We start from the raw sequence: 26565 nt of genomic DNA, 5'->3' as shown, positions 1-26565 counted from the left end.
GGAGAGCGAATGATGTTATCATCGATCACAAGACCGAAAGTGAAACAGTTCATGCGCGACTATCAGTTTGACTTGCTCGTTATTGGCGGGGGTATCACCGGCGCAGGCATAGCATTGGATGCGGTTACGAGAGGGTTATCCGTCGCTTTGATTGACATGCAAGATTTTGCTGCAGGTACTTCGAGCCGATCGACAAAACTTATCCATGGCGGCTTGCGGTATTTGAAGCAGATGGAGTTGAAGATTGTTTCAGAAACCGGAAGGGAAAGAGATATCGTCTATCGAAATGCTCTTCATGTGACGGAGCCGGAGCGCATGCTTCTCCCTTTCCACAAAGGCGGCTCATTTGGGAAGCTGACGACATCCGCGGGCCTCTTCGTCTATGATAAATTGGCAGGCGTCAAAAAAGAGGAGCGCCGTGAAATGCTATCCGCAGAAGAAACGCTTGCTATGGAGCCGTTATTGAAGGAAGTCGGCCTGCTTGGCGGCGGACATTACGTGGAATACCGGACGGACGATGCGCGACTCACTATTGAAGTTATGAAAAAAGCTGCTCAAAAAGGAGCGCTCTGCTTGAATTACATGAAGGCAGAGCAATTTAACTATGACGACGGAAAAGTAAAAGGCGTCTTTGCTCGTGACACGCTCACAGGAGAAGAGATTGATATCAGTGCCTCTGTCGTCGTCAATGCGACAGGTCCTTGGGTAGACGAAATACGTTCCAAAGATGAATTGTCCAACGACAAACGATTACGATTGACGAAAGGAATCCATATTGTCATTGACCAGTCGATTTTTCCTTTACGTCAAGCGATCTATTTTGATTCACCGGACGAACGGATGATTTTTGCCATTCCAAGAGGCAATAAAACATATATAGGCACGACAGACACATTTTTTGATGGCGATCGATCCAATCCGATAGCGAGTGAGGAGGACATTTCATACTTACTGGATGCAATCCATTACATGTTCCCAACCGTCAAAGTCGAGCGGAAAGACGTTGAATCGACTTGGGCAGGTGTACGGCCGCTCATCTACGAGGAAGGGAAAGATGCATCCGAAATTTCGAGGAAAGATGAAATTTGGGAAGCGGGAAGTGGATTGATCACAATTGCAGGAGGCAAATTGACCGGATATCGTAAAATGGCCGAAACCGTCGTAGACCATGTTGTGAACCGTATACCGACAACGTCATTCGGTCCGTGCATTACAGAACATCTTCCGTTGTCTGGTGGAGACTTCGAAAGTGAAGAGCAGTTCGCCGTTTTCACTGATAGTAAATCGAATGAAGCGGAATTATACGGACTTTCGAAGCAAGAAGGAAAGATGCTCGCTTCCTTGTATGGCACGAATGTCGACCAAGTCTTTAATTATGTCAGTGCCGTTTCCACAGAGAACACCATTTTGCCGACGATATGGAAAGCGGAAATCCTTTATGCAATTCATTATGAGATGGCAATGACGCCCTCCGATTTTTTCATAAGAAGGAAGGGAGACTTATTCTTCAACATTTCGTATGTCAAGCTGTATAAAGAGGCGGCAACCGATTATATGGGAGCCATCCTTTCTTATACAAAAGAAACGCGAGAGCGCTATCTCAACCAGTTGGAAGAACATATAAAAGAGGCCGAGGGAAAGGTTGGTGAGCGTGTTTGAATGAACAAACGTTGTCGATGTCAGATCGTGTTTCCATCCATACGGTTTGCGCGCAGCCCGATGAGAAACCTATCGCTCACATCCATATTTTGCATGGAATGGCCGAGCATATAGGCCGCTACGAACAGTTCATCACATATCTCGCAAACGAAGGCTTCTCCGTATCCGGACATGATCATCGAGGGCATGGCCGGACAGGCTCTTTCAACGGGAAATTGGGACATTTCGGCGATTCGGTCGGCTTTGATCGGATCGTTGAAGATGCGCATGAAATCATCGACTTTTACAAGGCTAAATTCAAAACACCTCGAGTGATACTGTTCGGCCATAGCATGGGCTCATTCGTAGCTAGAAGATATGCCCAGAAATTCGGCAGTGACCTTGATAAGCTTATTTGTTCTGGTACAGCAGGCGATCCGGGTGTAAGCAGGGTCGGTGGACAAGCACTCGCATATTTGAAAGGCAAAGCAACGACATTCGACGAGCCGGACTATTTTATTAATAAATTAGTGTTCGGCGGTTTTAATAAAACAGTCGCCGAGCAAAAAACACCATTCGATTGGTTATCAACAGATAAAGAAACCGTAGAGAAATATATTAATGATCCATTATGTGGATTCGTGCCGACTACCCGTTTTTTCATCGATCTGTTCGAAGGTCTAGAGAAAATAAATGACCAAAATAACATCCGACAAATCCCTAACGGTTTGCCGATCCTTCTTCTTTCTGGATTGGATGATCCCGTTGGCGATAAAGGAAAAGGCGTCTGGCAGGCTGCAAGGCAATTTACCAACGTCGGCATCGAGAATGTAACGGTCATGTTATACGAAGGCGGACGCCACGAAATGTTGAATGAAGTGAATCGGGAACAAGTATTTAAGTTCATAAAGGATTGGATAAAAAAAGAATGAAACAATCAAATAAAGTCATCGCAATTGTCGGACCGACTGCATCAGGTAAAACGGCATTAAGCATTGAGCTGGCCAAAAGGCTTGATGGAGAAATTATAAACGGCGATGCGATGCAAGTATATAAAGATTTAAATATCGGTACTGCGAAAATCACCGAAGATGAAAAAGAAGGGATTCCACATCATCTGTTCGACATTAAGGAACCGACAGATTCATTTTCCGTAGCGGAATACCAGTCGGCTGTTAGAAATTGCATCGAAGAAATCCAAAGTCGCGACAAACAACCGATCATCGTCGGAGGGACGGGCTTATATATCCAGTCGGTCCTATTCGATTTCAGATTTACCGACGAGGCAGGCGATGAAAAGATCAGAGCCGAGCTGGAAGAAGAACTGAAAACGGAAGGCGGGGCCGAACGTCTATACAACCGTCTTCAGAAACAGGACCCTGCTAGTGCGGAAAAAATTCATCCAAACAACCATCGACGTTTAATACGGGCGCTTGAAATAATTGAAGTGACCGGTAAAACGAAAATCGAGCACGAACAAGGGGCAGGTGCAGCGCCTAAATACGACCACCTCATTGTCGGTTTAGACTTGGACCGGGAAGTGCTCTATGAGAGGATCAATCGAAGAGTAGATCTCATGATGGAGGAGGGCTTGCTTGAAGAGGCTAAAGGTTTGTGGGAAAACGGCATCCGCGATGTCCAGTCGGTTCAAGCAATCGGATATAAGGAACTGTATCAGCATTTTGAAGGCTTCCTCACATTGGAAGAAGCGATCGACTTAATCAAAAAACATACTCGCCATTATGCGAAACGTCAAATGACGTATTTCAGAAACAAAGTGGAAATTTCCTGGTTCGATGCAAATTCGGACAAGGGAAAAAATATAGATGGAATTTTATCGATTTTGAAGGGTTTTGAAGAGGCGGAATCGAATAAGTAAAAAGGCAAGAGAAATATAGAAGCAATTGGAGGCTGGGGTGTATGTCACAAGGCAATATGCAAGAAACTTTTTTGAACTCATTACGGAAAAATAACACGTTCGTCACTGTATTTCTATTGAATGGTTTTCAGTTGAAAGGTCTTATCAAATCTTATGATAATTACACCGTTCTTTTGGAATCGGATGGCAAGCAGCAATTAATTTACAAGCACGCAATTTCAACATATGTTCCTGCAAAACCAGTCGTGTTAAAAGACGAAGAATAACAAGCATATGTCCCAATGAAGGAACAGGTTCAACTTGCCTGTTCCTTTTTCTAATGACAATATTACTTCTCGCCTCGAGGCAATTCCCACTGAAAACGATAGGAAAGAATCCGTAACGCCGCAACAACGACGAGCAGTGCGTATAATGCCCAATCGTAATTATGAAGTCCAATACCGACAAAAAATCCTGCTCCCGCCGCCCATACCGCATAGATGTCTTTCTTAAAGATAAGGGGGCGTCTGCCTGCTAGCAGATCTCTGATCACACCTCCGCCTGCGCCGGTCAAAACGGCAGCAACCATGACTGCATAAAGTGACATATTCATATTGACGGCTAGCATGGCCCCTTGAATTGCAAAGGCGGCGAGTCCGATGGCGTCAAAATAAGTGCCCCATCGATTCCAATGTCTGATTATAGATTTTGAAAAAAAGAAAATGAATGTAATTAAAATGGAAGCGACGACGAAAAGGAAGTTCTGGTTCCATAATACAGTAGCCGGAATACCGAGGAGAACGTTCCGGACAGCCCCTCCACCGAACGCCGTTACCATCCCTAATATATAAACACCGAAAATATCATATTTTTCTTCCTGTGCAACTAATGCTCCGGAAATGGCGAAAGCAGCCGTACCGATAAAACTGAAAACTTCCCAAGCCAATCACGTTCCTCCTCACTTCAAACAAAACAATTGTATATCAAAATATGGACTCCGCCAACACCAATCGTTTTTCATTGACCTATTCCATGAGACTGATAAGATATTATAGTGACTATTAGTAGGAATGAGGAAATTGAAATGATGATACATGAATTTACTTCCGAAATCGAAACGAAGGCGGAAGAAACTGAACAAACACTTGCCCCTTATTTTAAAGAAGTCGAAAAGACAGCTTTCTTCAATCAAAGGAAAGTACTAGCAGCATTCCGAAAAAATATGGTGAGTGATTTTCATCTAACCGGGTCGACAGGGTATGGGTATGATGATAGCGGCAGGGATGTGCTTGAACAAGTATATGCAGACACATTTGGCGCGGAAGCATGTCTCGTCCGCAATCAGATCATCTCAGGGACACACGCAATTTCTCTAAGCTTGTTCGGCGTATTAAGACCAGGCGATGAACTTCTCTATATAACAGGAAAACCATACGACACGTTGGAATCAATCGTATCCGGCAATGGCGAGGACACTGGATCGCTCATTGATTACGGAATTACATACAAGCACGTCGATTTGAAAGAAGACGGCTCCGTTGATTTCGAAGAAGTGAAGAAAAATATCCATAGTAAGACGAAAATGGTCGCTATACAACGTTCGAAAGGGTATTCGGACCGTCCTTCTTTCCTTGTTGATGAAATCGGTGAAATGGTACAATTCGTCAAATCGGTCAACCCTGATATTATCGTATTTGTCGATAATTGCTATGGCGAATTCGTTGAAACAAAAGAGCCGGTAGAAGTAGGGGCCGATCTGATGGCGGGATCGCTTATCAAAAATCCAGGAGGGGGCCTTGCAAGAACCGGCGGATACATTGCCGGACGTGCCGACCTAGTAAAAAAATGCGCTTATCGTATGACGTCGCCTGGAATCGGTGCAGAGGCGGGTGCATCACTTGATACGCTGCTGGAAATGTATCAAGGCTTCTTCCTTGCTCCTCACGTCGTCAGCCAAGCAGTGAAAGGCGCTCTCTTTACAGCTGGATTCCTCGATAGCTTTGGATTCGATACGACACCACATTATTCGGCTAAGCGAACAGATTTAATACAGTCCGTAAATTTCGGCAACGCTGAGCAGATGATCGCTTTCTGTCGGACGATTCAAGAAAACTCGCCAATCAATGCGCATTACGCCCCTGAACCGTCGTACATGCCGGGCTATTCCGATGACGTCATTATGGCTGCAGGAACGTTCATCCAAGGTTCCAGCATCGAGCTCACAGCAGATGGCCCGATCCGTCCGCCATACACGGCTTATGTACAAGGCGGTTTGACGTACGAACATGTGAAAGCGGCAGTTATGTCTTCTACAGATCAGTTATTAAAAGATAAGATGATTTGAGGTAGTTAATGAAATAGATAAGGCTGTCCGGACAGGTTACGTATAATCAACCATCTGGATAGCCTTGTTTTATTTGTATTCGCGATCATAACAATCATCAAGCGCTCAAAAATCCCGATAAGTGCTCATAAAACACCACATCAATAGAAAAAGACTGCCACAGAAAGTCGATCAATCGACTTTCGGGACAGTCCTTTTCTATTTACTTCATTAATGAATCTGGCGATAAACGCCGACGACTTTACCGAGAATGGAAACTGAATTGACGATGATAGGTTCCATCGATTCATTTTCCGGCTGCAAACGGAAATAATCCTTTTCTTTGAAGAAACGTTTCACCGTCGCCTCATCTTCTTCAGTCATCGCGACTACAATTTCTCCATTATTAGCCGTATGCGTCTGTTTTACGACGACATAATCCCCATTTAATATTCCAGCTTCTATCATACTATCTCCTACTATCTCCAGCATGAACAGTTTATCATCAGACGTGCCATATGTATCCGGCAACGGGAAATACTCTTCAATGTTCTCAATTGCAGTAATCGGCAATCCAGCGGTAACTTTTCCGACTAACGGAACATGCACAACGCCAGATTTAAGCGCAGTCAAACCTTCCGGATCTAGTATCTCGATTGCTCTTGGTTTTGTCGGGTCTCTGCGGATATAACCTTTACTTTCTAATCTAGCTAGATGTCCATGCACGGTTGAACTTGAAGCTAGTCCGACAGCCTCTCCAATTTCACGAACGGAAGGCGGATATCCTTTTAGTTTCACTTCATCTTTAATAAACGTTAGGATATCCTGCTGTCTCTTTGAAATTTTTTTCATTTTTCCACCCCTCCAATTAATAGAATCAATAATTAGCAAATGTGCGAACAAACGTCCGCATCCGCAATTGTTTCTTACAAAGAGTATAACAGGTGTTCGGGCAATTGGCAAACAAAGGTTCGAAAGTTTTGTTGACTTCTAAAAATACGTGTCCTATAATGGGAACAAGTATTCCGAACAAACATTCTTGGAGGGGTTTTTTTATGGCTTTCATTCAAAAATATGGCTTTATCCTTTTGATTCTACTTCTTTGCACTGCTTTTACAATTGCAGGCGTCATGAAAGAAACGAAGTCTGCTTCAGATTCGTTTATTGAAATTACAATATCGGAGGGCGATACTCTTTGGGGGTTAGCTAGAAATTATTCTGAACAAGATCACCCGAAAAAATGGATTGCAAAAGTAATGGAAATAAACGATATGGAATCCACGACGATCAAAACAGGAGAAACATTGAAATTACCGCAATTGGATCCGCTCTTGCAAGACACGATGATGACTGAATTGGCAGGAGAAGAATAATGGGAGATAAAATGAAGACATGCGTCATTTATTGCCGTGTCAGCACGGAAAAAGATTCACAAGAAGTCTCACTAGCGAGACAAGAAGAGGAACTGAACCGGCTTGCAGACGAACTAAGTTTGAAGGTTGTACATATATTTAAGGAAAAGCATAGCGGCTACGATATGGAACGGGAAGGGCTGCTAGACTTATTAGATTGCATACGCGATGAAAAGATAGATGCAATTCTAATCCAAGACGAAACTAGACTTGGCAGAGGAAACGCTAGAGTCGCTATCTTGCATTTGCTTGCAAAGACAAACACCGAAGTCATTACGAACCACGATAACGGTGCATTGAAGCTAAACGAGATGGACACAATGTTACTTGAAATATTGGCGATAGTCGAAGAATATCAACGGAAATTACATAATGCCAAGATTCGCAGAGGCATGAAACGTGCTGTCCGCGACGGATACAGGCCAGAACGAAATTTGAAAAATAAAGGCAATCTGGAAGGGCGCGAACGGAAAGAAGTCCCCCTCAGCGAAATCGTCTCATTACGGCAAAAAGGCCTTACCTTCGAAGAAATAGCAGGCGTATTAAGAGGCCTCGGCCATAACGTAAGCAAAGCAACGGTCCACCGTCGATATAAAGAATATGAACAAGAGCAGGAAGGCTGATTTGTTGCACTTCCTGCTCTTTTTGTATACCTTCAAAGTATAGTTTTAATAAGTTCCACTTATATTGTTTATTGGTTCTGTTATTAAGTATCTATAAGGATTGAAACGGAAGGTGGCGACTCCAGCGAACGCTGTCACGAAGAACGGCGTTTGCGAGTAAAAGCAAAGCGCAGCGTTACGAGCAGGGTGTGCTAGGCTGCCTTAATTTCTGCAAAAGCGCAGAAATAAGGCAAATCGAACTCTTCGTGGTTCGATTGGAAAGCGTCCACCTGAAGTGGAAATCCTGTTAACAATTTAATGTTGGAAAATTACTGGAGGAATTCGATGTTATCAAAAGATAAAATTAAACGTATCAACGAACTATCAAAAAAGTCGAAAACAATCGGCCTATCAATCGAAGAAGCAAAAGAACAAACACAACTGCGCAAAGAATACCTAGAAACATTCCGCTCATCCATGCGTGACACAATCGAAAACGTCAAAGTAATCGACCCCGAAGGCAATGACGTCACACCCGACAAAGTAAAAGACGCGCGCAATAAGAAGTTCCTCAACTGAACATCCGGACATAGAATGGATTGTATTTCATCTATGAATTGACTACACTATAGATGGTATAACAATTGCAACTACAAGATAATGCATGGGAAAGGATGTTCTGAATGACCGAAAAGATTGACCAACTAGCTATAAACACAATACGAACGCTATCCATCGATGCGATCGAAAAGGCGAATTCCGGCCACCCGGGATTGCCGATGGGCGCTGCTCCGATGGCTTACACATTATGGACGAAGCATATGCATCATAACCCTTCGAATCCTGAATGGTTCAACCGCGACCGATTTGTCCTCTCAGCAGGTCACGGCTCGATGCTGTTATATAGCTTACTCCACTTAAGCGGATACGGCTTGCCAATGGAGGAATTGAAAAACTTCCGCCAATGGGGATCAAAAACACCTGGTCATCCTGAATACGGCCACACAGTAGGTGTTGAAGCGACAACAGGACCGCTTGGTCAAGGTATCGGTATGGCGGTCGGTATGGCAATGGCTGAAAAGCATTTGGCAGCAACTTATAACCGTCCTGGTTTCGACGTCGTCGACCACCATACATTCGCTCTTTGCGGCGACGGTGACCTTATGGAAGGCGTGGCGGCAGAAGCAATTTCCCTTGCTGGCCATTTGCAACTAGAAAAATTGATCGTCCTTTATGACAGCAACGACATCTCCTTGGATGGGGATTTAGATATGTCATTCACGGAGAATATCCGGAAACGTTTCGAATCGTACGGCTGGAACTATATCCGTGTGGAAGACGGCAATAATATTGGCCTTATTTCAAAAGCGATTGAAGAGGCGAAAGGCAATTCAGGCGGCCCGACAATCATCGAAGTGAAGACGGTCATAGGATACGGTGCGCCGAATAAATCCGGAAAAGCCGACGTCCATGGAGCTCCTCTTGGAGAAGACGAGATGAAGTTGACGAAGGAATACTACAAATGGACATACGAAGAAGATTTCTGTGTTCCTGAAGGCGTCTATGAGACCTTCAAAGAGGCGACTGATGAGTTAGGCGTTAAGAAGGAACAGCAGTGGAATGAGCTGTTTGATCAATATGCAAACGAACATGCCGATTTGGCAAATCAATTGAAAGCTGCCATCAAAGGTGAAATGCCTGAAGGACTTCAGGAAGCGCTTCCGACTTATGAAGCTGGTTCATCCCATGCAACTCGATCAGCTTCAGGAGACGCAATCAATGCCATTGCTAAAGTATTGCCTTCCTTCTTCGGTGGAAGTGCAGACCTTGCTGGGTCGAACAAGACGACGATCAAAGGTGCAGGGGACTTCCTCCCAGGCGATTTCTCAGGCCGCAATATTTGGTTCGGCGTGCGTGAATTTGCGATGGGTACTGCTTTGAACGGTATGGCGCTCCACGGCGGTTTACACGTGTTTGGCGGAACATTTTTCGTGTTCAGCGACTATGTAAGACCTGCAATCCGACTATCCGCTCTTATGGGTATGCCAGTCACTTATGTGTTTACACATGACAGCGTAGCAGTTGGCGAAGATGGTCCGACGCATGAGCCGATCGAACATTTGTCATCTCTTCGTTCAATGCCAGGATTGACAGTCATCCGCCCAGCAGATGGCAATGAAACTTCAGCTGCATGGAATATTGCGGTTTCGTCGAAAAACAGGCCGACAGTTCTAGTGTTATCCCGTCAAAACTTGGGAGTATTGCCGAAATCGGCCGAACTTGCAATGGATGGCGTGAAACGTGGTGCTTATGTGATTTCACCTTCCGAAAAGGAAGTGGCGGACGGTATCTTAATCGCTACAGGTTCAGAAGTGAATCTTGCTGTTGCAGCACAAACAAAATTGCAAGCAGAAGGAATCGATGTTGCAGTCGTTTCAATGCCTTCATGGGATTTGTTCGAGCAACAGGATGCGCAATATAAAGAAACTGTACTGCCGAAAGCAGTGAAAAAACGTCTATCTATTGAAATGGGTGCATCTTTAGGCTGGCATAAATATGTTGGCGATGAAGGTGGAGTCATAGCAATCGACACGTTTGGCGCAAGTGCTCCAGGGGAAAAGGTTATTGCGGAGTATGGCTTCACTGAAGAGAATGTAGTTCGTGAAATGAAAGAAATCCTAGGTCGCAACTAATTATTGCCGCTTCGAAAAGTCATAAGACTACTATTTCGAAGCGGCATTTTTTAATATCATTTAGACTCATTATTAAAAACCTTTCGACAACATTAGTGTCTTTCTTTACCGTGTTTTGACAAACTTTTTACTTTAGTTGGGATAGACTATGTAAAAGGAGGGAACAGTCGTGAGAACTTATGATATTTATAAAGTTAAGAAAAGATACCAATCATTTATTCTAGGCAGAGAAGGCCTTCTCTATGATTTGCTAAAGGATCATGCTCAGGAAGAACCTTTGCAGGAAGTTAAGTATTTATGTGATGAAATCGAAGAATCCGCGATTGACCAAGCAATCCTCAGCAATTTGGGAAAAAGCTTTACGACAATCGAAAGTGATGATGGGGAATATAAATTGTCTCATCCTATGAAAGGCTCGATCCATATTTCGCTGTCGCCGTATTCTCTTCAAGCGTATTGCGATGGCTCACGCATGCTCGATCTAGACTTGTTCGTTGCATTATCCGGGGCGGATGATCGTTTTTTCGCCGTGATGGACGAGTATGGCGAGTGGGGCTGGCTGAAGCCTATTAAACAAGAAACTGAGCTCGGGAACAATCGAACATTCTTATTTTAGGAGTCGATTCGACATTATATATAATTATTTACTCCCAGTCATTGCTATCCTCTGTCCCTTTGTTGTATAATCCATCATGGTAGAGTATTCTCGAATCACGGTAGTGAAGGAGGTAAAGCGGATGAGCACGATTTGGGTAATCCTCATTGCCGTCGTCGCGTTAATCGCAGGTGTGGCCCTCGGATTTTTCATTGCACGTCAATATATGATGAAATATTTGAAGGAAAACCCGCCGATCAATGAACAAATGTTACGAATGATGATGATGCAAATGGGACAAAAACCTTCACAGAAGAAAATTAATCAAATGATGGCGCAAATGAACAAAGTAAGTGACAATGCAGGCAAGAAAAAATAAGCTAACTTATTTTCGTTCTATAAAAGTTATTTTCATTTGATTTTTCTGTACAAGCTAACTAAACCTTGATGTAATCGACAAAAACCACTTTTTACTGATCAGATCAGGAAAGTGGTTTTTTATGTAATGAAATATCATTATCAAACAAATGATACAAAAATTAATGATTTGCATCGAAGTATATAATTTAGCCAAAGGGGGATGTGCAAATCACATCTCCCTTTATATTGTGCGCCCAGCATGGGCGTAGTCTATAGGGTGCAAGTCCCGAACTGTGAAGGCAGAAGTAGCAGTTAGCTTAACGCAAGGGTGTCCATGGTGACATGGAATCTGAAGGAAGCGAGCGGCAAACCTCCGGTCTGAGGAACACGAACTTCATATAAGGCTATGTATGATTGGGTGAGTTTGCAATTCAAAACAAAGCCCTTTCTGCCGAAGGTCATATGTAGTAAATGAAGCAGATAGATGGAGGGAAAGACTACGTTCTTACCTGGGGAGGTCTGATTGGTATGCCAAGTACACTTGGTAACCTACTCAGTGATGGGTAGCTGAACAATCAGAAGTCGCAGACGCCATAGTACCATTCGAACTCGAGAAGAATGGGAAGGGCTGAACAATTAAGAGAGAACAACATCTTGGCATTCAGCAACCTGCGAAGAACACAGATAACCGATAAGGCATGCTTGAAGGAGGAAGTGGTGAATTCCACGGGGACTTCGAGATGGTGGAGCAGGACTGGCATAAGAAGAACCGTTGTTCACGGAAAGAGGCGTAACGCATGTTGATGGAGCGAATACTGTCACGTGAAAACCTGCTTTCTGCCCTGAAACGGGTGGAGCGCAATAAAGGAAGCCACGGTGTGGATGAAATGCCCGTACAAAACCTACGGAAGCACATCCTAGAACATTGGGAATCCATGAAAATGGAACTTCTTCAGGGAACCTATGAACCGCAACCTGTCCGCAGGGTCGAAATCCCGAAACCTGACGGGGGTGTGCGTCTATTAGGTATCCCTACCGTGATAGACCGCTTTATCCAACAGGCGATAGCCCAAGTATTAACTTCTCTATATGACCCGACATTCTCAGACCATAGTTGGATTTCGTCCTAATCGAAGTGCTCACGATGGAGTCAGAAAAGCAAGAGGGTACATACAGGAGGGAAATCGCTGGGTTGTCGATATCGACTTGGAGAAATTCTTTGATAAAGTGAACCATGACAGACTCATGGGGACACTTGCGAAACGAATCAAAGATAAACATCTTCTTAGATTAATCCGTAAATATCTCAAATCGGGCATCATGATAAATGGTATCGTGACAATGAGTGAAGAAGGGACTCCGCAAGGAGGACCTTTGAGTCCACTCCTTTCCAACATCGTCCTTGATGAACTTGATAAGGAATTGGAGAAGAGAGGGCATAAGTTTGTCCGATATGCCGATGACTGCAATATCTACGTGAGAACACAGAAAGCAGGTAATCGGGTCATGAGCTCCATCACTTCATTTATTGAAGGTAAACTTAAGTTGAAAGTGAACCTGAATAAGTCCGCAGTTGACCGGCCATGGAAAAGGAAGTTTCTTGGCTTCAGTTTCACAAGTGGTAAGGAACCGAAGGTTCGCATTGCCAAGGAAAGTGTGAGGCGAATGAAGAACAAAATCCGTGAAATCACTTCAAGAAAGATACCTTATGCGATGGAATACCGGATCGAGAAACTTAATCAATATCTGATGGGATGGTGTGGATATTTCGCACTGGCTGACACGCCAAGTGTGTTTATTAAATTTGACTCGTGGATTAAAAGAAGACTACGAATGTGTATGTGGAAGAACTGGAAGAAACCAAGTACAAAGGTGAGAAAACTCATTGGACTAGGTGTCCCGAGGGGAAAAGCATATGAATGGGGCAATTCACGTAAAAGTTACTGGAGAATATCTAAAAGTCCGATACTACACAGAACCCTTGGGGACTCGTATTGGAGTTCCCAAGGGCTTAAAAGTCTGATATCTCGTTACGAAGACTTGCGTTATCAATCTTAATTGAACCGCCGTATACCGAACGGTACGTACGGTGGTGTGAGAGGTCGGGAGTTAATCACTCCCTCCTACTCGATTTACTGCCCCTCTTCGGACTTCTTACAATCCCTATTCTTCTACAATCCCTACTTTTCATCGATTTAGAAATTCTATTGTTAACGACAGCTTCATGGAAGGGATCTCCAAACTAACGATTACAATTGTTGAAATATTTTGCTACAATACACGTCAAGGGAATTAATTGGCAGAAGAACGCGTGTTCAATGGAAAGAATATATTTGCTTGTATCGAGCACGATTACTGAACAAAATAAGGAGGTATTCCAGTGAGTAAAGACAAAGAGAACTCAAGACCGAAATGGGTAATTTTTGTATTTGGTATACTAATCGGTTTTGTCATTTTCGAATTGATTAGGTACTTCACAATCTAATTGTATTTATCTGCGTATTTTTAGTTAGAAAGAGGGGTTTTATGAATAACTTTATGTATACGTTATATGCTTTAATACTAGGCATTGTGTCTATTTTTACAGGTGAAATTGTAACCTTTATAATGCTCGGGTTTATTTTAATCGCACTTATTAATATCAATACAACTCTTAAAAAGGTCATTACGAACAATGATGAATAGAAAAGTTAAAGAAACCGCTGAAACATTATATTCTCAGTTTACAAATCGCTCTACTAAAAATCGCCCCCTAATAGTCGGGATAGATGGTCTAGGAGGGGCAGGCAAAACTAGTTTCATTGAAGAGCTGAGCCTAGAATTAAAGAGTCTTAACAGTAAAATCAGCATGTTTCACCTAGATGATCACATTGTTGAAAAGAATAAACGTTATCAAACGGGTCACGAAGAATGGTACGAATACTATTACCTGCAGTGGGATATCGAGGGTTTAATAACGAATTTACTACAACCTTTGCATACTTGCGACGATATAAATTTGCCATTTTATCATAAAACTACTGACTTAATTTCAACTAAACACGTTGATGTGCAAAAGGACAGTATCGTACTAATTGAAGGCATATTTCTACAAAGAAAAGAATGGAAATGCTATTTTGATTTTGTTATTTTCCTGAATTGTCCTTTTGATTTAAGACAAGAAAGGGTATTACGTCGTGATTCTTACCTAGGGGATTACCAAGCGAGATTGAAGAAATACACAGAAAGATACTGGTTAGGAGAACAACACTACATGGAGACAGTCAACCCTTTCACCACTGCGGATCTAGTATTGAACTTTTAAGAGGAGAAAGTGAATATGAAGGAAGGTATTAACGGAAAAGGACTCGTATCAATTGTACTAGGGGTACTAGCATATGTAACGCCGTTAATTGGATTTGTTCTAGGGATTATTGGACTTTTTCTATCCATAGTAGCGATAAAAGAGATCATTGTAACAAAAGTGAGTGGCTCTGGTATAGCGACAATTGGTTTAATTATTTGCATTGTAGGCATTGTACATCAAATACTTTCAATTATTGAGTTATTTAGTTAAGTTCCTGTCCGATATATTTATATAAAAGAGGGATTTCAAAAAAATAGTAGTAGTGCAAAATGCAGCTAAAGGGCGCGATTCTGGGGAAAGAATTTGTGTCGGTTCAGCAATCAGGCTAGATTGTTAATAAATCTGTGGTACTATACTACGAATACAAAGTCTAATGTAATAGGGAGGGGGAGCAACCTTTTGAATCATAAAATCATATATCCAATATTGATATTCATTATTACCATATTAGCGGCCCTTGTCATGTATTTGGATCACAAAGATATCCAAAAAGACTTTTATTACTTAAGACTCTCAGGAGAAAGCACACACTGGAAGCTAACTGATTATCAGATAGAAATAGATCCGGAAAACACATTTTCAGGCAATGGGACCTTATATTTCAAATTGGATAACGCTGATCATACTACCCAGTATTATAACTTGAGTATGCAGGCTATCATAAATAACGAAGAAACATCATTACACGGTCAAATAGTATCAGGACCAGAATATTTTCAAAACGGAGTTAAGATAGGGAGTATTGAAGGTCCATCTCCTATCACAAAAAGTGGAAATCCCATAACTCTCAAGGATATAGATGAAATATACGCGGTGATTCAATGGGATGAAACAGGTAGTGGAAATACCCAAGAAGAGACCATCCAATTATATTGTAAAGAAGTAAAAGAATAAGCAAGCGCAATTGTAGAATGAATGCCGTAATTAAACGGGCCATGATTGGAAATGAAATTGGAGGGGGTATCGTTGGAAACAATCAAAGATATGTTGACTCGTGCATTTGAATTATTCGACAATGGGAAGCTTTTTGAAGCAGAAAGAATATATAATGAATGCTTAAATACAGTTGAAAAATCTTCATCGGAGTACAGGACCGTTTTACATGGACTGGGCTTTGTTAAAGCTCATCAGAAAGAATTTAATAATGCGCGGAAAATCTACAATGAACTCATACAAATTGCTCAGCACAACATAGATACCGAGGATGAACACATTGCAATACATCAATTAGGTATGGTTGAACGAATGGCTGGTAACTACAAAATAGCCCAAGAACTATTTGAGGAAGAATTAAGATTATTGGAAAGCAGTAAACCTGATTTTTTAGTAGGCTATGCAGCAAATTATTATGAGCAAGGATTAGTCATGTTAAAACGAAATATAACGGAAAAGGCTGAAGAACTCATGCTGAAGTCCCTTCACTACTCAAGGCAATCTGGAGATCCAATTTGCTTAGGCTGTTCTTTACGAGGATTAGGTGAAATTTCTAAAGCCAATCATAAAAATGGAGAAGCACTGTCTTACTTACTAGAGTCTGTAAAAGTATTTGAAGCAGTTAATGATGAGACTGCGGTTAATCAGATAAAATTGTTAATAAAACAAATTTTACTGACCCTCAAATGAGTCCGATTTTCTTAAGGCAATGCGGTAATTTAAATAGAGATGTAGAAAGGATGATTTAGATACAAAATACATTACGTGTTGGAATTACTCTACAAGTATTATTCTTTGTTTTATTCTTCGGAGCTATTTTACCAAGAATGGAAAACGTATTTGGTGCAATTGTTTGTTTTTTCTTATGTTTATCTAGTTTATTCATTGGCCTTATTTCGTTAAAACAGCAATTCAAACCCTATTTATCAAAGACTGTTATAGCTATTGCGATTCTAATTTTGGCATTTACTTTTTATGCTTATTTCACAACAGAAGCTGGGATTCCACCATTGATACTGCGATAAATATTATATCTAAACGTTTGAGTTACTTGAAGATCATTCAGCTGCTTAGATGGTTTTTTTCTTATTCAGCTTTTAAACTAACGCTTCAGGAAAGTTGAAGGATTGAATAAATAATTGGAGTAATTAGGGAGATTAAATGGAGAACATATTACAAATGAGGACAGAAGCTTCGTAAATGAAATATACCAATCTTTTAAAATATGGTGGATCAGCACTGCTGGGCGTTTTGCAGTGGAAAGATCTATTGATGTGCATCTTGAAAAAATTTATACAGAATTAGCGAATTTACTTATGGAAAAAAAGATTAAACCTCGAAAGAGATTAAACATGAGCTTAATTTATAATGAATGTTTATTAGTTGATTTAGAACCCTCTTCTTATTTTGATGTTCTTTCTTTAGAGGATTGTATTAAGAATAAAACGGGGCAGTTTAGTTCAAGAAGAGCATCTATCTAGATAAAATAATTGAGGAGGATGTCAATGGATCCTCTACTTGAGGAGTTTTTAGCAGCTCGTGAGTTTGAAACAGATATGATAACTCAGTCATATTTAGTAGGAACTATCTTAATCGTGAGGTTCATTTTAATTGTAATACTAAAATACAAAAAAGAAATACAAGAGATAGTGGTCATAGTCAGTGACCTACTAATATTAATAGTTATTTTCAATTTTATTTTTAAACAGCGAGAATATATATTGGACAATTTTGGTTACAAGGTACATATTGTTTGGTTGCTTATGCTATTGACGCTGGTAATTAATGTAAAAAATATTTATACGTTTATTAAATCTAAACGTACAAAAGAAAAGCAAGAACTATAATGTTTATGATTTTACCGGACAAGAAAACTTGACGTTTGGAGAAATGACAATTAGTTCTTGAACTAACGGGGCAGTTTAGTTGAAGATCGATGTTTAACTTGTGTTCAACAATCGGGCCATTTCGTTGAATACTAACAGGCGAGAAATAAAACGAGTGCAATTGTTAAATTAGGCGGCAACCTTTCTGCTAACGGGTCAGGATACTTGAATAACAAAGGGCGAATAATAGAATAAAAAAGATTTGATTATTGGAGTTGAAATGTGTGTGCCTCTTAAAGTTTTTTGTTTATCAAGTCATTTTTACTATTATTGTTATAGCAATCTCAAGTTAGTTTTTTAATATCTTTTTATAATTCCTTAAATGACGTTAAAGCCTGCCTATGCAGGCACTTCGGCATTTTGTGTTATGGGAGATGTTCTTAAATGCTCTTAGAAATTTTTATATTTTTGTCTTGAAAGGTAGTAAAAAAGTAGTAAATTCGTTTTGTACTACCAAGCAAGATACATTTTATATCAAGCAGCGAGCTGCTGTTCTTGTTGCTTTCTTTTTTCCAATCGTTCCATTTCTGCACTTGCAGAATCGAATGTTGCGTGTGCGTGGAACGCTGTCCGGCAGCCGCCCCATCGCCTAGCGTTCCGCATGGCATCGGGCGGGCAGCAGCCGGACAGGACGCGCCGCCTGTCGGCGCTGCGCTTCGCTTCGCCCTTGCCCTTGGGGACGGGAACGGCGTTACGGGCAGATGCAGCGAATTTATATTTTCGGAAGTAGGGAAGAAAAATGATTGAATTAAGAAAAATTACCCACGATAATTTTGAGGCAGTGTTGAAGTTAAGCATAACAGACGAGCAGAAAGGAAATGTGGATTCCAGCATATATTGTTTGGCTAAAGCCTATGTAAAGATACTCAACGACGAAAAACCTCCTATGATCTTCGCTATATGCAACAATGATGAAGTCATAGGATATGTCGATATTGGATTTTACAAACTGGCGGAAAGTTCAATTTTACATGAAAAATATGGAGATAAATCTACTTATGGACTTAATCGCTTTATGATTGATAAAAAGCATCAAGGCAAAGGATTTGGCAAACAAGCAATGATGAAAGTTATTGATTACATGAAGTCGTTTCCACAAGGAAAAGCCGATGCAGTTTCTATATCATATTGGATGGTAAACGAAGCCGCCCGGAAGTTGTATGCGTCTGTCGGTTTCGTTGAAACAGGAGCGATATGGGACGGACAAACAGGGGGTAATTGGAATGCAGAAAGAAAAGATATAGAGTATGCAGAAGTAGGTGCCAGACTCGGATTATAAAGCTAACAATTTGAATAGTGCATCGTACAGTATAAGACCAACTATGCGAAGTCAATAGCAAAAATGCAAAAGGAAAGCACAACATTTGCCGTGCAAAAAAGTGCACGCTTCCGCGAACCGTAATGTAGAGCAGTTTACTTCAATAACAATCTTCAGCAATCGGGAGCGATTGTTGAATAAGCGCCTCTTTCTTCTTCAAATAACGGGTGCTTTACTTGAAGATCTTTGAGCAGCTCTTGGGCTCAATCTTGTTGAACTAACGGGGCAGGTTAGTTGAATAACAAGAGAATCTTATATCTTATGAAAGGGTGAATTAGGGTATGATTAAAACTTTAAAGAAGGATGTTTTTAAAGATCTCACCACATATACTGAAAAAATTAGAAGAGATATGAAAGCATCGGGTACTGCTCTGGTTATTATGAAAGACAATAAAATAGTACACGAATGGTATTCGGGTGAGTATCATTTTGAGCAAGGGGCAAAAAAGATAAATTATGATTCAAGATTCAATGTTTATTCGGTTAGAGTTACTTACGTTGGACTCGCAATTGCAATAGCTATAAATGAAGGTTTATTAAGCTTGGATGATAGTTTAAGTAAATATTTAAATGAATATAATAAAGAAACTCTTGGAGAGACAACGATTAGACATTTATTAACAAGGTGTACTGGTCTAAAGTTTGAAAATAGTAAAGTTTATCGTGCTTTTAATTTAGGAACAGATATTGAGGGAAAGAAACCAGAAATATTGGCAAAAATCTTATACAAAGCTACTGGCAAAACAGTAAACGACATCCTCTTAAATAAAGTATTTAAACCTTTACACTGGACAAACACTGGGTGGGTTACTGAAGGAAACAACAATTTAGTTTGTGATATAGATTCATCGAAGAGTTACCCTACATTGAGAATAGGTTCAAATATAGGTGATGAAAGAAATCTATATGTAAGTGCCAGAGAATTAGCATATTGGGGAAATTTACATTTAAACAAAGGGGTATTTGAAGGTAAATTAATACTCCCACAAGAGATATTTGAACTAACTACTTCTGTTCAAAGCCCTAATTCTTTTCCCAATCAACTTCCGAAGTTCGGGTTTTTATGGTGGGTTAAGGATGGAGATGTATCTGTTACTTACAATGAATTAGGTTCAGAATTACCAGATGGTTCTTATCAAATCCTTGGAGCATCCGGATGTTCCTGTACTGTTATTCCCGAATATAATGCTGTGGCTGTTAGAATGTCCAATAGTTTAAATGCATCCGAGAACTTAGGTTCCGATTATATTAAAGATATACAAATGTTTGGAAACTTGGTAATTTCAAGTCTGAAAAATTCATAGTGGAGGGTTTCTGGGTTCTAATAAGAATCCATTCATTAGTAGATTCCATATTCCACTAACGGGTGCTTTACTTGAAGATCGTTGAGCTGCTGGGGTGATTAATTCTTATTGAACTAACGGGGCAGGTTAGTTTAAGAGCGTTGTATAACTTGTGTTCAACAATCTGGTTCGATTGTTGAACAATGAATGGGGGGGTATGATGCAATTTATCAAGAAATACGGCTTTTTAATACTAACAATGATTTTCATGTTAATAGGTTTTCTGACATTAAAGTTTAGTGTGGATTTTGGCTCAAGGGCAGCAAGTGCTTATTTTAGATCTAAGGGGACGTATGGCACAAATTTGGCGGAATTTAATGCAATCCAGTCCAAATATATAATATCGCACATGATTATAGGTGGAATTTTATTTTCGCTAGGAACGATATTTCTTTTTTTCTCCGTATATAAACTTTCTAAAAAAAATAGCTAGGATGTTCAACAATCGGATGCTAATGTTCTTCTTCAACTAACGGGTGCACTAAGACGGCTCAATGTTCTTACTGAACTAACGGTGCAGTTTAGTGAAGAGAGCTGTTTAACTTGTGTTCGGCTATCGGGCCATGTAATGGAATAATTTACGTTAGCAAATGAGGGAATTTGATATAATGGTTTAAGCAAAAGCGTTGGTTTGTTATCTAATCACGCAGCATTGATTACGCAAATCGCTTGTCTTATAAGACAGGAACTAACTGGTCTTCTCAGTAACCAGTAATTTAGATAATGAAGGGAGAAACCCCGCATGATTGAGCTTAGAAAAATTACGTTGGAAAACCGCCGTGCCATATTTAACCTGGAAGTTTCAGATGAACAACGCCGCTTCGTTGCGTCCAATCTGTCAAGCATGGCTTCGTGTTATGTGCTTGCAACCAATGGGGGACATCCATTTCCGTTTGCCATTTACGCGGATGAGCAGCCGGTAGGTTTTGTTATGCTGACTTATGGAATCACCGGATACGAACTCCCGTCAATCGCAGATGACAGCTATTGTATCTTGCGACTGATGATTGACAAGCAATATCAGAATCGGGGCTACGGTCGGGAAACCATAAAAAAAATCTTGGAATTTATTCGCACCTTTCCGGCCGGGCCTGCACGTTACTGTTGGATCCCATATGGGACCGATAACTTCGCCGCCAAAAAGCTTTATGAAAGCTTCGGCTTCCGTGACAATGGCGAAATCTGCGACAACGAGCCAATAACCGTATTGCGACTCTGATTTACTGTCATCAAATGAAAGGGGAACCGTTAAATTTATTAATTTCTGTGTCCCAAGGATTGAACTAACGGACGAGTCTGTAATATCGATAAAGCATAGGGAATGGAAACCGATCTTCCATAAAAGGTCGCGATTGTTAAATAATCGTCTCTTTTTCGTATTCAACTAAAGGGTGCTTTAGTTAAAAAGCTTTAAGCTACTTAGGCGGCTCTCTTTCTTGTTCAACTAACGGAAGTATAGCTTAACAAACAATGTCAATTCGATAATTTTAATGAAACTGGGAATACTACACCTAAAATACAGTGAGGTGATAGAAATGACCAGATCTCTTTCACTTTTAGTAATGGCATTTTGTTTGTTGTCTTTCTTGAGCAATTATGCAACTGCAAGTGATAAACCCAGTCCTTATGAAGAAATTTTTCCTCAAGGAGGTTACAAAACTGTGGAAGCTGCATTGAACGATTTTGAACAACATTTCCAACAAAAACTTAAGCTTCCGCTTAGAGTACCTCCAATAAGCTTTACCCATCATTTTGGTAGGTTTAATGATTTGGATGGCGACATTAATGACTCATTTGAAGTTACGTTTATAAATGATCAACTACCTGAAAATCATTATAAAATTAATGTTCGACCGCTAAAGAATCATATTCCTATAAGAAAGAAATATGTAGTGAAAACCTTTACATTAAAAAATGGCAGTGTAGCTACGTATATGACTACTTTAGGGTTTAATGTGCTTGTTTTCGAAAGAGATGAGTGGCAGTATATGCTTAGTATTGATAAAAGAGTATCAGATAAAGTTACTCCTGAAACCTTATTAGATATAGCCAATTCAATTGATTATTGAATCAGAATCTATATGAGAATTGATGCAGTCTTTTGGTAGGTGTGTTAAAATTATGACAATACTATTGGAAGGTGTGATTTTAATGAAAAATACTATGACAATGAATAAAGAAAAACAATTTAACGGAGATTATTGCGAGTAATTCATTATAGGAATTAATGAATGCTCGTAAATTACGAAGATACTGGAGGAGCATTCATGTTAAGTAAGCAAGGGTTTGATTTGTGGGCTGATCACTATGATGAAACAGTCCAGTTAAGCGAGGAAAATAATCGATATCCTTTTGCAGGATATAAGAAAATATTAAATGTTATTTTTAATGAAGCGATGCAGACAAAGAATTCCGAAGTCTTAGATATTGGTTTCGGAACAGGAGTATTAACAAAAAAATTGTATGCAGAGGGACACCAAATTGATGGTATAGATTTTTCATCAAAAATGATTGGCATTGCACAATCTGAAATGCCAAATGCCAATCTAATTGAATGGGATATCTCGAAAGGAATACCTTCCGGGATACTTGGCAAAAAATATGATTCCATCATCAGTACTTATGCTTTACACCACTTATCAGACGAGGGAAAAATAGATTTCATAGCTCATTTAATACCTTTACTCAAGAAAGATGGCAAAATACTCATAGGCGACATTGCTTTTGAAACACGAGAAAAACTCAATGAATGTCGCCAGGAAAGCATTAAATACTGGGATGACGATGAGTTTTATTTTGTATATGATGAATTTATTTCAGCATTGAAAAATAAGTATAATTGCGAATTTTATCCAATCTCTCATTGTGGTGGGGTATTTATTATTTCAGGGTAAAGTATAGTTTATGGGAGTGGCAAGCTTGACGTTGTCACTCTCATTTTTTTACTTTAATGCCAATTAAGTCGTTCTCAGTTTTAATCATCTGTATAAAAATTCATTTTTATTGGTTATCCGTAGTATCTGTCGCGTTGTGCTTTCTAGTAGATGGATGCGCTCAAGAATAAAATAATATCAACAATGACGACATTATTGAATCTAACACAGTAACAAACCCTAAAATACACACTTGATTAATTAATTGAAAGAGGTGTAGTTTCTATGCTTTTCAGTGGAGAGAGAGTTCGATTGAGAAAAATGGCAATTGAAGACGCTGCTATTTATCATAAATGGAGAAATGACATAGAGGTCATGCAATTTACCAGTTTATCTTTAGATGTTTTTAACTATGCGGATACTGAAAACTTTGTCAAAATTATAACCAGTTCTCAGAATTCAAAGGCTTATATAATTGAGGAAATTAGTACTGATAAGCCAATTGGTGTGACGTCACTTATTAACATTGATTATGGAAACCGTAACGCCGAATGTATAATTGATATCGGCGAGAAAGATTATTGGAGTAAAGGTTTTGGACGAGAGGCTTTTCAACTATTATTGGATTTTGCTTTCAATGAGTTAAATTTACATAAAGTGTATTTAAGGGTTTTTTCCTATAATGAGCGAGCAATAAAATTATATCAAAAACTTGGTTTCAATGAAGAAGGAAAGTTAAAGGAGCAATTTTATCGAAATGGGTCTTGGCATGATATTGTTTTGATGGGGTTATTAAAAAGAAATTATAATAAACACAATTGAAAACTCCATAATCAAGCATGGTTGTGGAATAAGGCCCTACGCCAATTCAGAAATCGGGGCGTTTTGGTTCATCAATTTACATAAAAACGACAAAATCGAACTCGACAAGTTTCTATTCGAGGTCGATCTTATTTATTCTACTTCTTTTAAAATATTAATCGCTGATTCATTTCATTAACTTTTTTTTCCAAGGTTAATGAATTTTGCTTTTCAATTTTCAACTTTTCTTCGACGCGTTTTTCGGATCTCTTTAAGTATTTGAAAAGAGCATAAATTAGTATAGCTGAAATTAATAAAAATAAAATTAAATTAACAAGTGCTAATAGATTAATCATCTTAATGAAACCTCCTTGTGAACAATGTGGAATTAGAACTTGATGGGATGACGTATGAAATAACACTAAAATGATTGAGATTTCGTAAAAAGCGAAATGAATGCTGTTCAATTAAAGGGCTTGATTGCTGATCTAAAATGTTCAACAAAAGGGCACATTGCAGAGCAGTTGTAAGGGGGATAATATGGGGATTTTAAAGGGAAAAATAGCAATTGTGACTGGAGCAAGTCGTTCTCAAGGTATTGGCTCTGCAATTTGTTTAAGGCTTGCAGAAGCGGGGGCCGATATCTTTTTTACACATTGGAGCAATTATGATGAAAATGAAGGTGTTGGAGTAGAAGAAGGTTATCCTACAGTTTTATGTAATAAGATAAAGAACTTGGGAGTACGTTGCCATCATATGGAGATTGATCTGTCTAAGCCAAATGCACCAACAATTATTTTGAATCGTGCTGAAGAAACTCTTGGCGCTGCAAGCGTTTTAATAAATAATGCAACCTATGAAAAATCAGCTGATTTCCGTACCTTAACTGCGGAAGATCTCGATAGACATTATCAGATAAACAACAGTGGACCGATTTTACTAAGCACAGAATTTGCTAAAAGGTTTGAAAGAACCTTCCCAGGAAAAAGTGGTGGAAGAATCATTAACCTCGTATCAAAAGGACCGGATCCGAACAATTTAGCCTATATTGCAACGAAAGGTACGATCATTGCACTAACTGAACCACTTTCAGTTGGACTTGCTCCTATTGGTATTACCGTAAATTCAGTTGACCCAGGACCGACTGATTCGGGTTGGATGGATAAAGCAACAAAAGAGTCTTTATCAAGACTTTTTCCTACAGGAAATGTTGGAAAGCCAGATGATGCTGCAAGGTTAGTAAAATTTTTAGCGAGTGATGAATCTGCATGGATTACTGGTCAAGTTATCAAATCCGAAGGTGGATTTGTAGGCAGATAGAATGCGGCATAAGGTCGTGATCACCTTATATACTATTGTAGTGAATCCATGGGATGGAAATGTAGTAACCAAGCTATTGATATGAATAAGGTTATAACTCAATCGGAGAAACCGGCCAAATTGTAAAATGCTTGAAAAATAAAATGATGTGATTGTGGTAGAATACAGTTTAACTAACAGGCAGGAGAATTAATTATGAATAAAATAGAAGGTACTGGGAGTATTATATTAAAATCAGAACTGAAAAGTTTAGATGAAACGTTGCAACATAGCAATTTAGACATTCTTATTGAAAACATGTTGGAGAATATAGGGTCAATCGACTCGGAACTTAGAGATACACTCATTTATAATTCATTTGGAAAACTAATAATCGAAGACTACTTAACAATAAAACAAATGAATTATATCCTTGAGGTTTGTCTTAGAAACTTATATCTGAATATTGGTCATAATGAAGATGACTCGGTATTTAGGCGCTCTTTTTCCGCTTTAGTTATTGTCCTCATTTTAAAGAAAGATAAGGAGAAGCGGTTCCTGTCGGATGATACTTTGGAACAAGTGATTACTAAAAGTATTGACTATTTAAAACTTGAAAAAGATATACGTGGCAATGTGACTGGAAAAGGATGGGCTCATAGTATAGCACACGGTGCAGATTTATTAACTGAAGCCATAAGACATCCACATTTTAATATCACGCTTGTTACAGATTGTCTTGAAACAATCAAACTCTGTTTATTTAAAGATAGCACAAGAGAATTACCTTATGTAGATGATGAAGAAGAAAGACTTGTTTGCGCAGTAGAAGCACTTCAGGAAAAAGGAGTAAGCGATGGTGACATTGATAAATGGGTATTATCGATTTCTGATGAATTAAATGAACTTTTAGAAAAAGAAGGATATAGTTTAAACTTCTTTTGGAAAAAATCCAATGTAATAAAATTTTTACGCGGTTATTATTTCAGATTGCTGTACAAAAACGATGGTTTGAAATTACGAGATAGTATAGTAAAGACTTTAGAGCAATGGCATAAACGTTTCTACACATAAATGGGTTTTTCAAATGGCATGATGGCATCACTGTTCAATTATTTTTGATCTAATAGAGTTGATTGAAAATGAAAAGAATAATAAATGAATCAGGGCATGCTTATGTGTCAAACAAGAAAAGCAAAGAAGAGCGGAATCGTGGCTCTTTTTTGCTTTTCCTTATTGAGCTGGAACTCAGAAATAAAAATTCAAGGAGTCATCAGTAGTTGAA

Annotated in this window: 29 protein-coding genes and 1 pseudogene; 27 read left to right on the top strand and 3 right to left on the bottom strand. The window is 39.6% G+C overall.

Translation table 11 applies throughout. The features are described 5' to 3' along the window. Positions 1 to 9: 9 nt before the first annotated feature. From AC0L13_RS10765 to hfq, 4 genes are read left to right on the top strand one after another with little or no spacing between them, the layout of a single operon-like run. Complete coding sequence (locus tag AC0L13_RS10765; protein ID WP_473639436.1) at positions 10 to 1659, top strand: glycerol-3-phosphate dehydrogenase/oxidase; 1650 nt, start codon at positions 10 to 12, stop codon at positions 1657 to 1659. Continuing rightward, complete coding sequence (locus AC0L13_RS10760) at positions 1656 to 2570, top strand: lysophospholipase (protein WP_473639434.1); 915 nt, start codon at positions 1656 to 1658, stop codon at positions 2568 to 2570. The genes AC0L13_RS10765 and AC0L13_RS10760 overlap by 4 nt, the downstream gene beginning before the upstream one ends. Continuing rightward, positions 2567 to 3517: a tRNA (adenosine(37)-N6)-dimethylallyltransferase MiaA gene (gene miaA / locus AC0L13_RS10755; RefSeq protein WP_473639432.1), complete on the top strand. Its 951-nt coding sequence runs from the start codon at positions 2567 to 2569 to the stop codon at positions 3515 to 3517. Before AC0L13_RS10760 ends, miaA begins: the two co-directional genes overlap by 4 nt. A 41-nt stretch (positions 3518 to 3558) precedes the next feature. Further along, complete coding sequence (hfq, locus tag AC0L13_RS10750; protein WP_251694746.1) at positions 3559 to 3783, top strand: RNA chaperone Hfq; 225 nt, start codon at positions 3559 to 3561, stop codon at positions 3781 to 3783. A gap of 62 nt (positions 3784 to 3845) precedes the next feature. On the opposite strand, the gene AC0L13_RS10745 is transcribed toward hfq, so the two are convergent. Continuing rightward, positions 3846 to 4442 (bottom strand): trimeric intracellular cation channel family protein, encoded by a 597-nt coding sequence (locus AC0L13_RS10745; protein ID WP_473639429.1) that lies wholly within the window; start codon positions 4440 to 4442, stop codon positions 3846 to 3848. A 138-nt stretch (positions 4443 to 4580) separates the two neighbouring features. Here AC0L13_RS10745 and AC0L13_RS10740 point away from each other — a divergent pair, with 138 nt between their 5' ends. Next, entirely contained in the window at positions 4581 to 5840 is a 1260-nt protein-coding gene (locus AC0L13_RS10740; protein WP_473639427.1) for a methionine gamma-lyase family protein, read from the top strand. A gap of 210 nt (positions 5841 to 6050) precedes the next feature. Here the strand turns inward: AC0L13_RS10740 and lexA are convergent, their stop codons facing one another. Further along, a complete protein-coding gene (gene lexA / locus AC0L13_RS10735; RefSeq protein ID WP_440499443.1) occupies positions 6051 to 6671 on the bottom strand; it encodes a transcriptional repressor LexA in 621 nt (206 codons plus the stop codon). 203 nt (positions 6672 to 6874) lie between these two features. Here lexA and yneA point away from each other — a divergent pair, with 203 nt between their 5' ends. From yneA to AC0L13_RS10635, 20 genes and pseudogenes are all read left to right on the top strand, one after another. Beyond that, a complete protein-coding gene (gene yneA / locus AC0L13_RS10730) occupies positions 6875 to 7192 on the top strand; it encodes a cell division suppressor protein YneA (protein ID WP_473639424.1) in 318 nt (105 codons plus the stop codon). Then, the gene (locus tag AC0L13_RS10725; protein WP_473639421.1) at positions 7192 to 7854 is read left to right on the top strand and encodes a YneB family resolvase-like protein; all 663 of its coding nucleotides are present in this window, start codon (positions 7192 to 7194) and stop codon (positions 7852 to 7854) included. Before yneA ends, AC0L13_RS10725 begins: the two co-directional genes overlap by 1 nt. A gap of 324 nt (positions 7855 to 8178) precedes the next feature. After that, positions 8179 to 8412: a DUF896 domain-containing protein gene (locus tag AC0L13_RS10720; RefSeq protein ID WP_440499440.1), complete on the top strand. Its 234-nt coding sequence runs from the start codon at positions 8179 to 8181 to the stop codon at positions 8410 to 8412. 104 nt (positions 8413 to 8516) lie between these two features. Next, positions 8517 to 10526: a transketolase gene (gene tkt, locus AC0L13_RS10715; RefSeq protein ID WP_473639418.1), complete on the top strand. Its 2010-nt coding sequence runs from the start codon at positions 8517 to 8519 to the stop codon at positions 10524 to 10526. A gap of 169 nt (positions 10527 to 10695) precedes the next feature. Next, on the top strand, positions 10696 to 11142 hold the full coding sequence (sirA, locus tag AC0L13_RS10710) for a sporulation inhibitor of replication protein SirA (protein ID WP_473639417.1): 447 nt from the start codon (positions 10696 to 10698) through the stop codon (positions 11140 to 11142). Positions 11143 to 11263: 121 nt separating this feature from the next. Continuing rightward, complete coding sequence (locus AC0L13_RS10705; protein WP_060208743.1) at positions 11264 to 11500, top strand: YneF family protein; 237 nt, start codon at positions 11264 to 11266, stop codon at positions 11498 to 11500. A gap of 778 nt (positions 11501 to 12278) precedes the next feature. Continuing rightward, positions 12279 to 13539 (top strand): annotated as a pseudogene (gene ltrA / locus AC0L13_RS10700) (group II intron reverse transcriptase/maturase). 616 nt (positions 13540 to 14155) lie between these two features. Next, on the top strand, positions 14156 to 14785 hold the full coding sequence (locus tag AC0L13_RS10695; RefSeq protein ID WP_473639414.1) for a kinase: 630 nt from the start codon (positions 14156 to 14158) through the stop codon (positions 14783 to 14785). A gap of 15 nt (positions 14786 to 14800) precedes the next feature. After that, positions 14801 to 15037, top strand: coding sequence for a DUF4190 domain-containing protein (locus tag AC0L13_RS10690; protein ID WP_473639411.1), 237 nt, complete (start codon positions 14801 to 14803; stop codon positions 15035 to 15037). A gap of 189 nt (positions 15038 to 15226) precedes the next feature. Continuing rightward, positions 15227 to 15721 carry a hypothetical protein gene (locus AC0L13_RS10685; protein WP_473639409.1) on the top strand — a complete coding sequence of 165 codons (495 nt, stop codon included), beginning with the start codon at positions 15227 to 15229 and terminating at the stop codon, positions 15719 to 15721. Between the two features lie 72 nt (positions 15722 to 15793). Then, a complete protein-coding gene (locus tag AC0L13_RS10680) occupies positions 15794 to 16450 on the top strand; it encodes a tetratricopeptide repeat protein (protein WP_473639407.1) in 657 nt (218 codons plus the stop codon). Positions 16451 to 17016: 566 nt separating this feature from the next. Next, positions 17017 to 17241 (top strand): hypothetical protein, encoded by a 225-nt coding sequence (locus AC0L13_RS10675; RefSeq protein WP_473639405.1) that lies wholly within the window; start codon positions 17017 to 17019, stop codon positions 17239 to 17241. A gap of 24 nt (positions 17242 to 17265) precedes the next feature. Further along, positions 17266 to 17607 (top strand): hypothetical protein, encoded by a 342-nt coding sequence (locus AC0L13_RS10670; protein ID WP_473639403.1) that lies wholly within the window; start codon positions 17266 to 17268, stop codon positions 17605 to 17607. 597 nt (positions 17608 to 18204) lie between these two features. Beyond that, positions 18205 to 18393, top strand: a complete 189-nt coding sequence (locus AC0L13_RS10665) for a hypothetical protein (protein ID WP_473639401.1) — start codon at positions 18205 to 18207, stop codon at positions 18391 to 18393. After that, a complete protein-coding gene (locus AC0L13_RS10660) occupies positions 18386 to 18925 on the top strand; it encodes a GNAT family N-acetyltransferase (RefSeq protein ID WP_473639399.1) in 540 nt (179 codons plus the stop codon). Before AC0L13_RS10665 ends, AC0L13_RS10660 begins: the two co-directional genes overlap by 8 nt. A 320-nt stretch (positions 18926 to 19245) precedes the next feature. Beyond that, positions 19246 to 20268, top strand: a complete 1023-nt coding sequence (locus AC0L13_RS10655) for a serine hydrolase domain-containing protein (protein ID WP_473639397.1) — start codon at positions 19246 to 19248, stop codon at positions 20266 to 20268. A gap of 781 nt (positions 20269 to 21049) precedes the next feature. Beyond that, positions 21050 to 21526: a GNAT family N-acetyltransferase gene (locus AC0L13_RS10650; protein WP_473639394.1), complete on the top strand. Its 477-nt coding sequence runs from the start codon at positions 21050 to 21052 to the stop codon at positions 21524 to 21526. Positions 21527 to 21842: 316 nt separating this feature from the next. Next, complete coding sequence (locus AC0L13_RS10645; RefSeq protein ID WP_473639392.1) at positions 21843 to 22376, top strand: hypothetical protein; 534 nt, start codon at positions 21843 to 21845, stop codon at positions 22374 to 22376. Positions 22377 to 22574: 198 nt separating this feature from the next. Next, positions 22575 to 23201: a class I SAM-dependent methyltransferase gene (locus tag AC0L13_RS10640; RefSeq protein WP_473639389.1), complete on the top strand. Its 627-nt coding sequence runs from the start codon at positions 22575 to 22577 to the stop codon at positions 23199 to 23201. Between the two features lie 264 nt (positions 23202 to 23465). After that, the gene (locus AC0L13_RS10635) at positions 23466 to 24002 is read left to right on the top strand and encodes a GNAT family N-acetyltransferase (RefSeq protein ID WP_473639386.1); all 537 of its coding nucleotides are present in this window, start codon (positions 23466 to 23468) and stop codon (positions 24000 to 24002) included. A gap of 146 nt (positions 24003 to 24148) precedes the next feature. Here the strand turns inward: AC0L13_RS10635 and AC0L13_RS10630 are convergent, their stop codons facing one another. Next, positions 24149 to 24337 carry a hypothetical protein gene (locus AC0L13_RS10630; RefSeq protein ID WP_473639384.1) on the bottom strand — a complete coding sequence of 63 codons (189 nt, stop codon included), beginning with the start codon at positions 24335 to 24337 and terminating at the stop codon, positions 24149 to 24151. 184 nt (positions 24338 to 24521) lie between these two features. On the opposite strand from AC0L13_RS10630, the gene AC0L13_RS10625 reads away from it, so the two are divergent. Beyond that, the gene (locus AC0L13_RS10625) at positions 24522 to 25301 is read left to right on the top strand and encodes an SDR family oxidoreductase (protein WP_473639382.1); all 780 of its coding nucleotides are present in this window, start codon (positions 24522 to 24524) and stop codon (positions 25299 to 25301) included. A gap of 195 nt (positions 25302 to 25496) precedes the next feature. Further along, the gene (locus AC0L13_RS10620; RefSeq protein ID WP_473639380.1) at positions 25497 to 26354 is read left to right on the top strand and encodes a DUF2785 domain-containing protein; all 858 of its coding nucleotides are present in this window, start codon (positions 25497 to 25499) and stop codon (positions 26352 to 26354) included. The last annotated feature ends 211 nt before the right edge of the window (positions 26355 to 26565 follow it).

The sequence above is a fragment of the Sporosarcina sp. QA0331 genome, assembly GCF_055808055.1.
The sequence above is the reverse complement of the archived record's forward strand: the minus strand, read 5'-3'. Positions and strand labels throughout refer to the sequence as shown.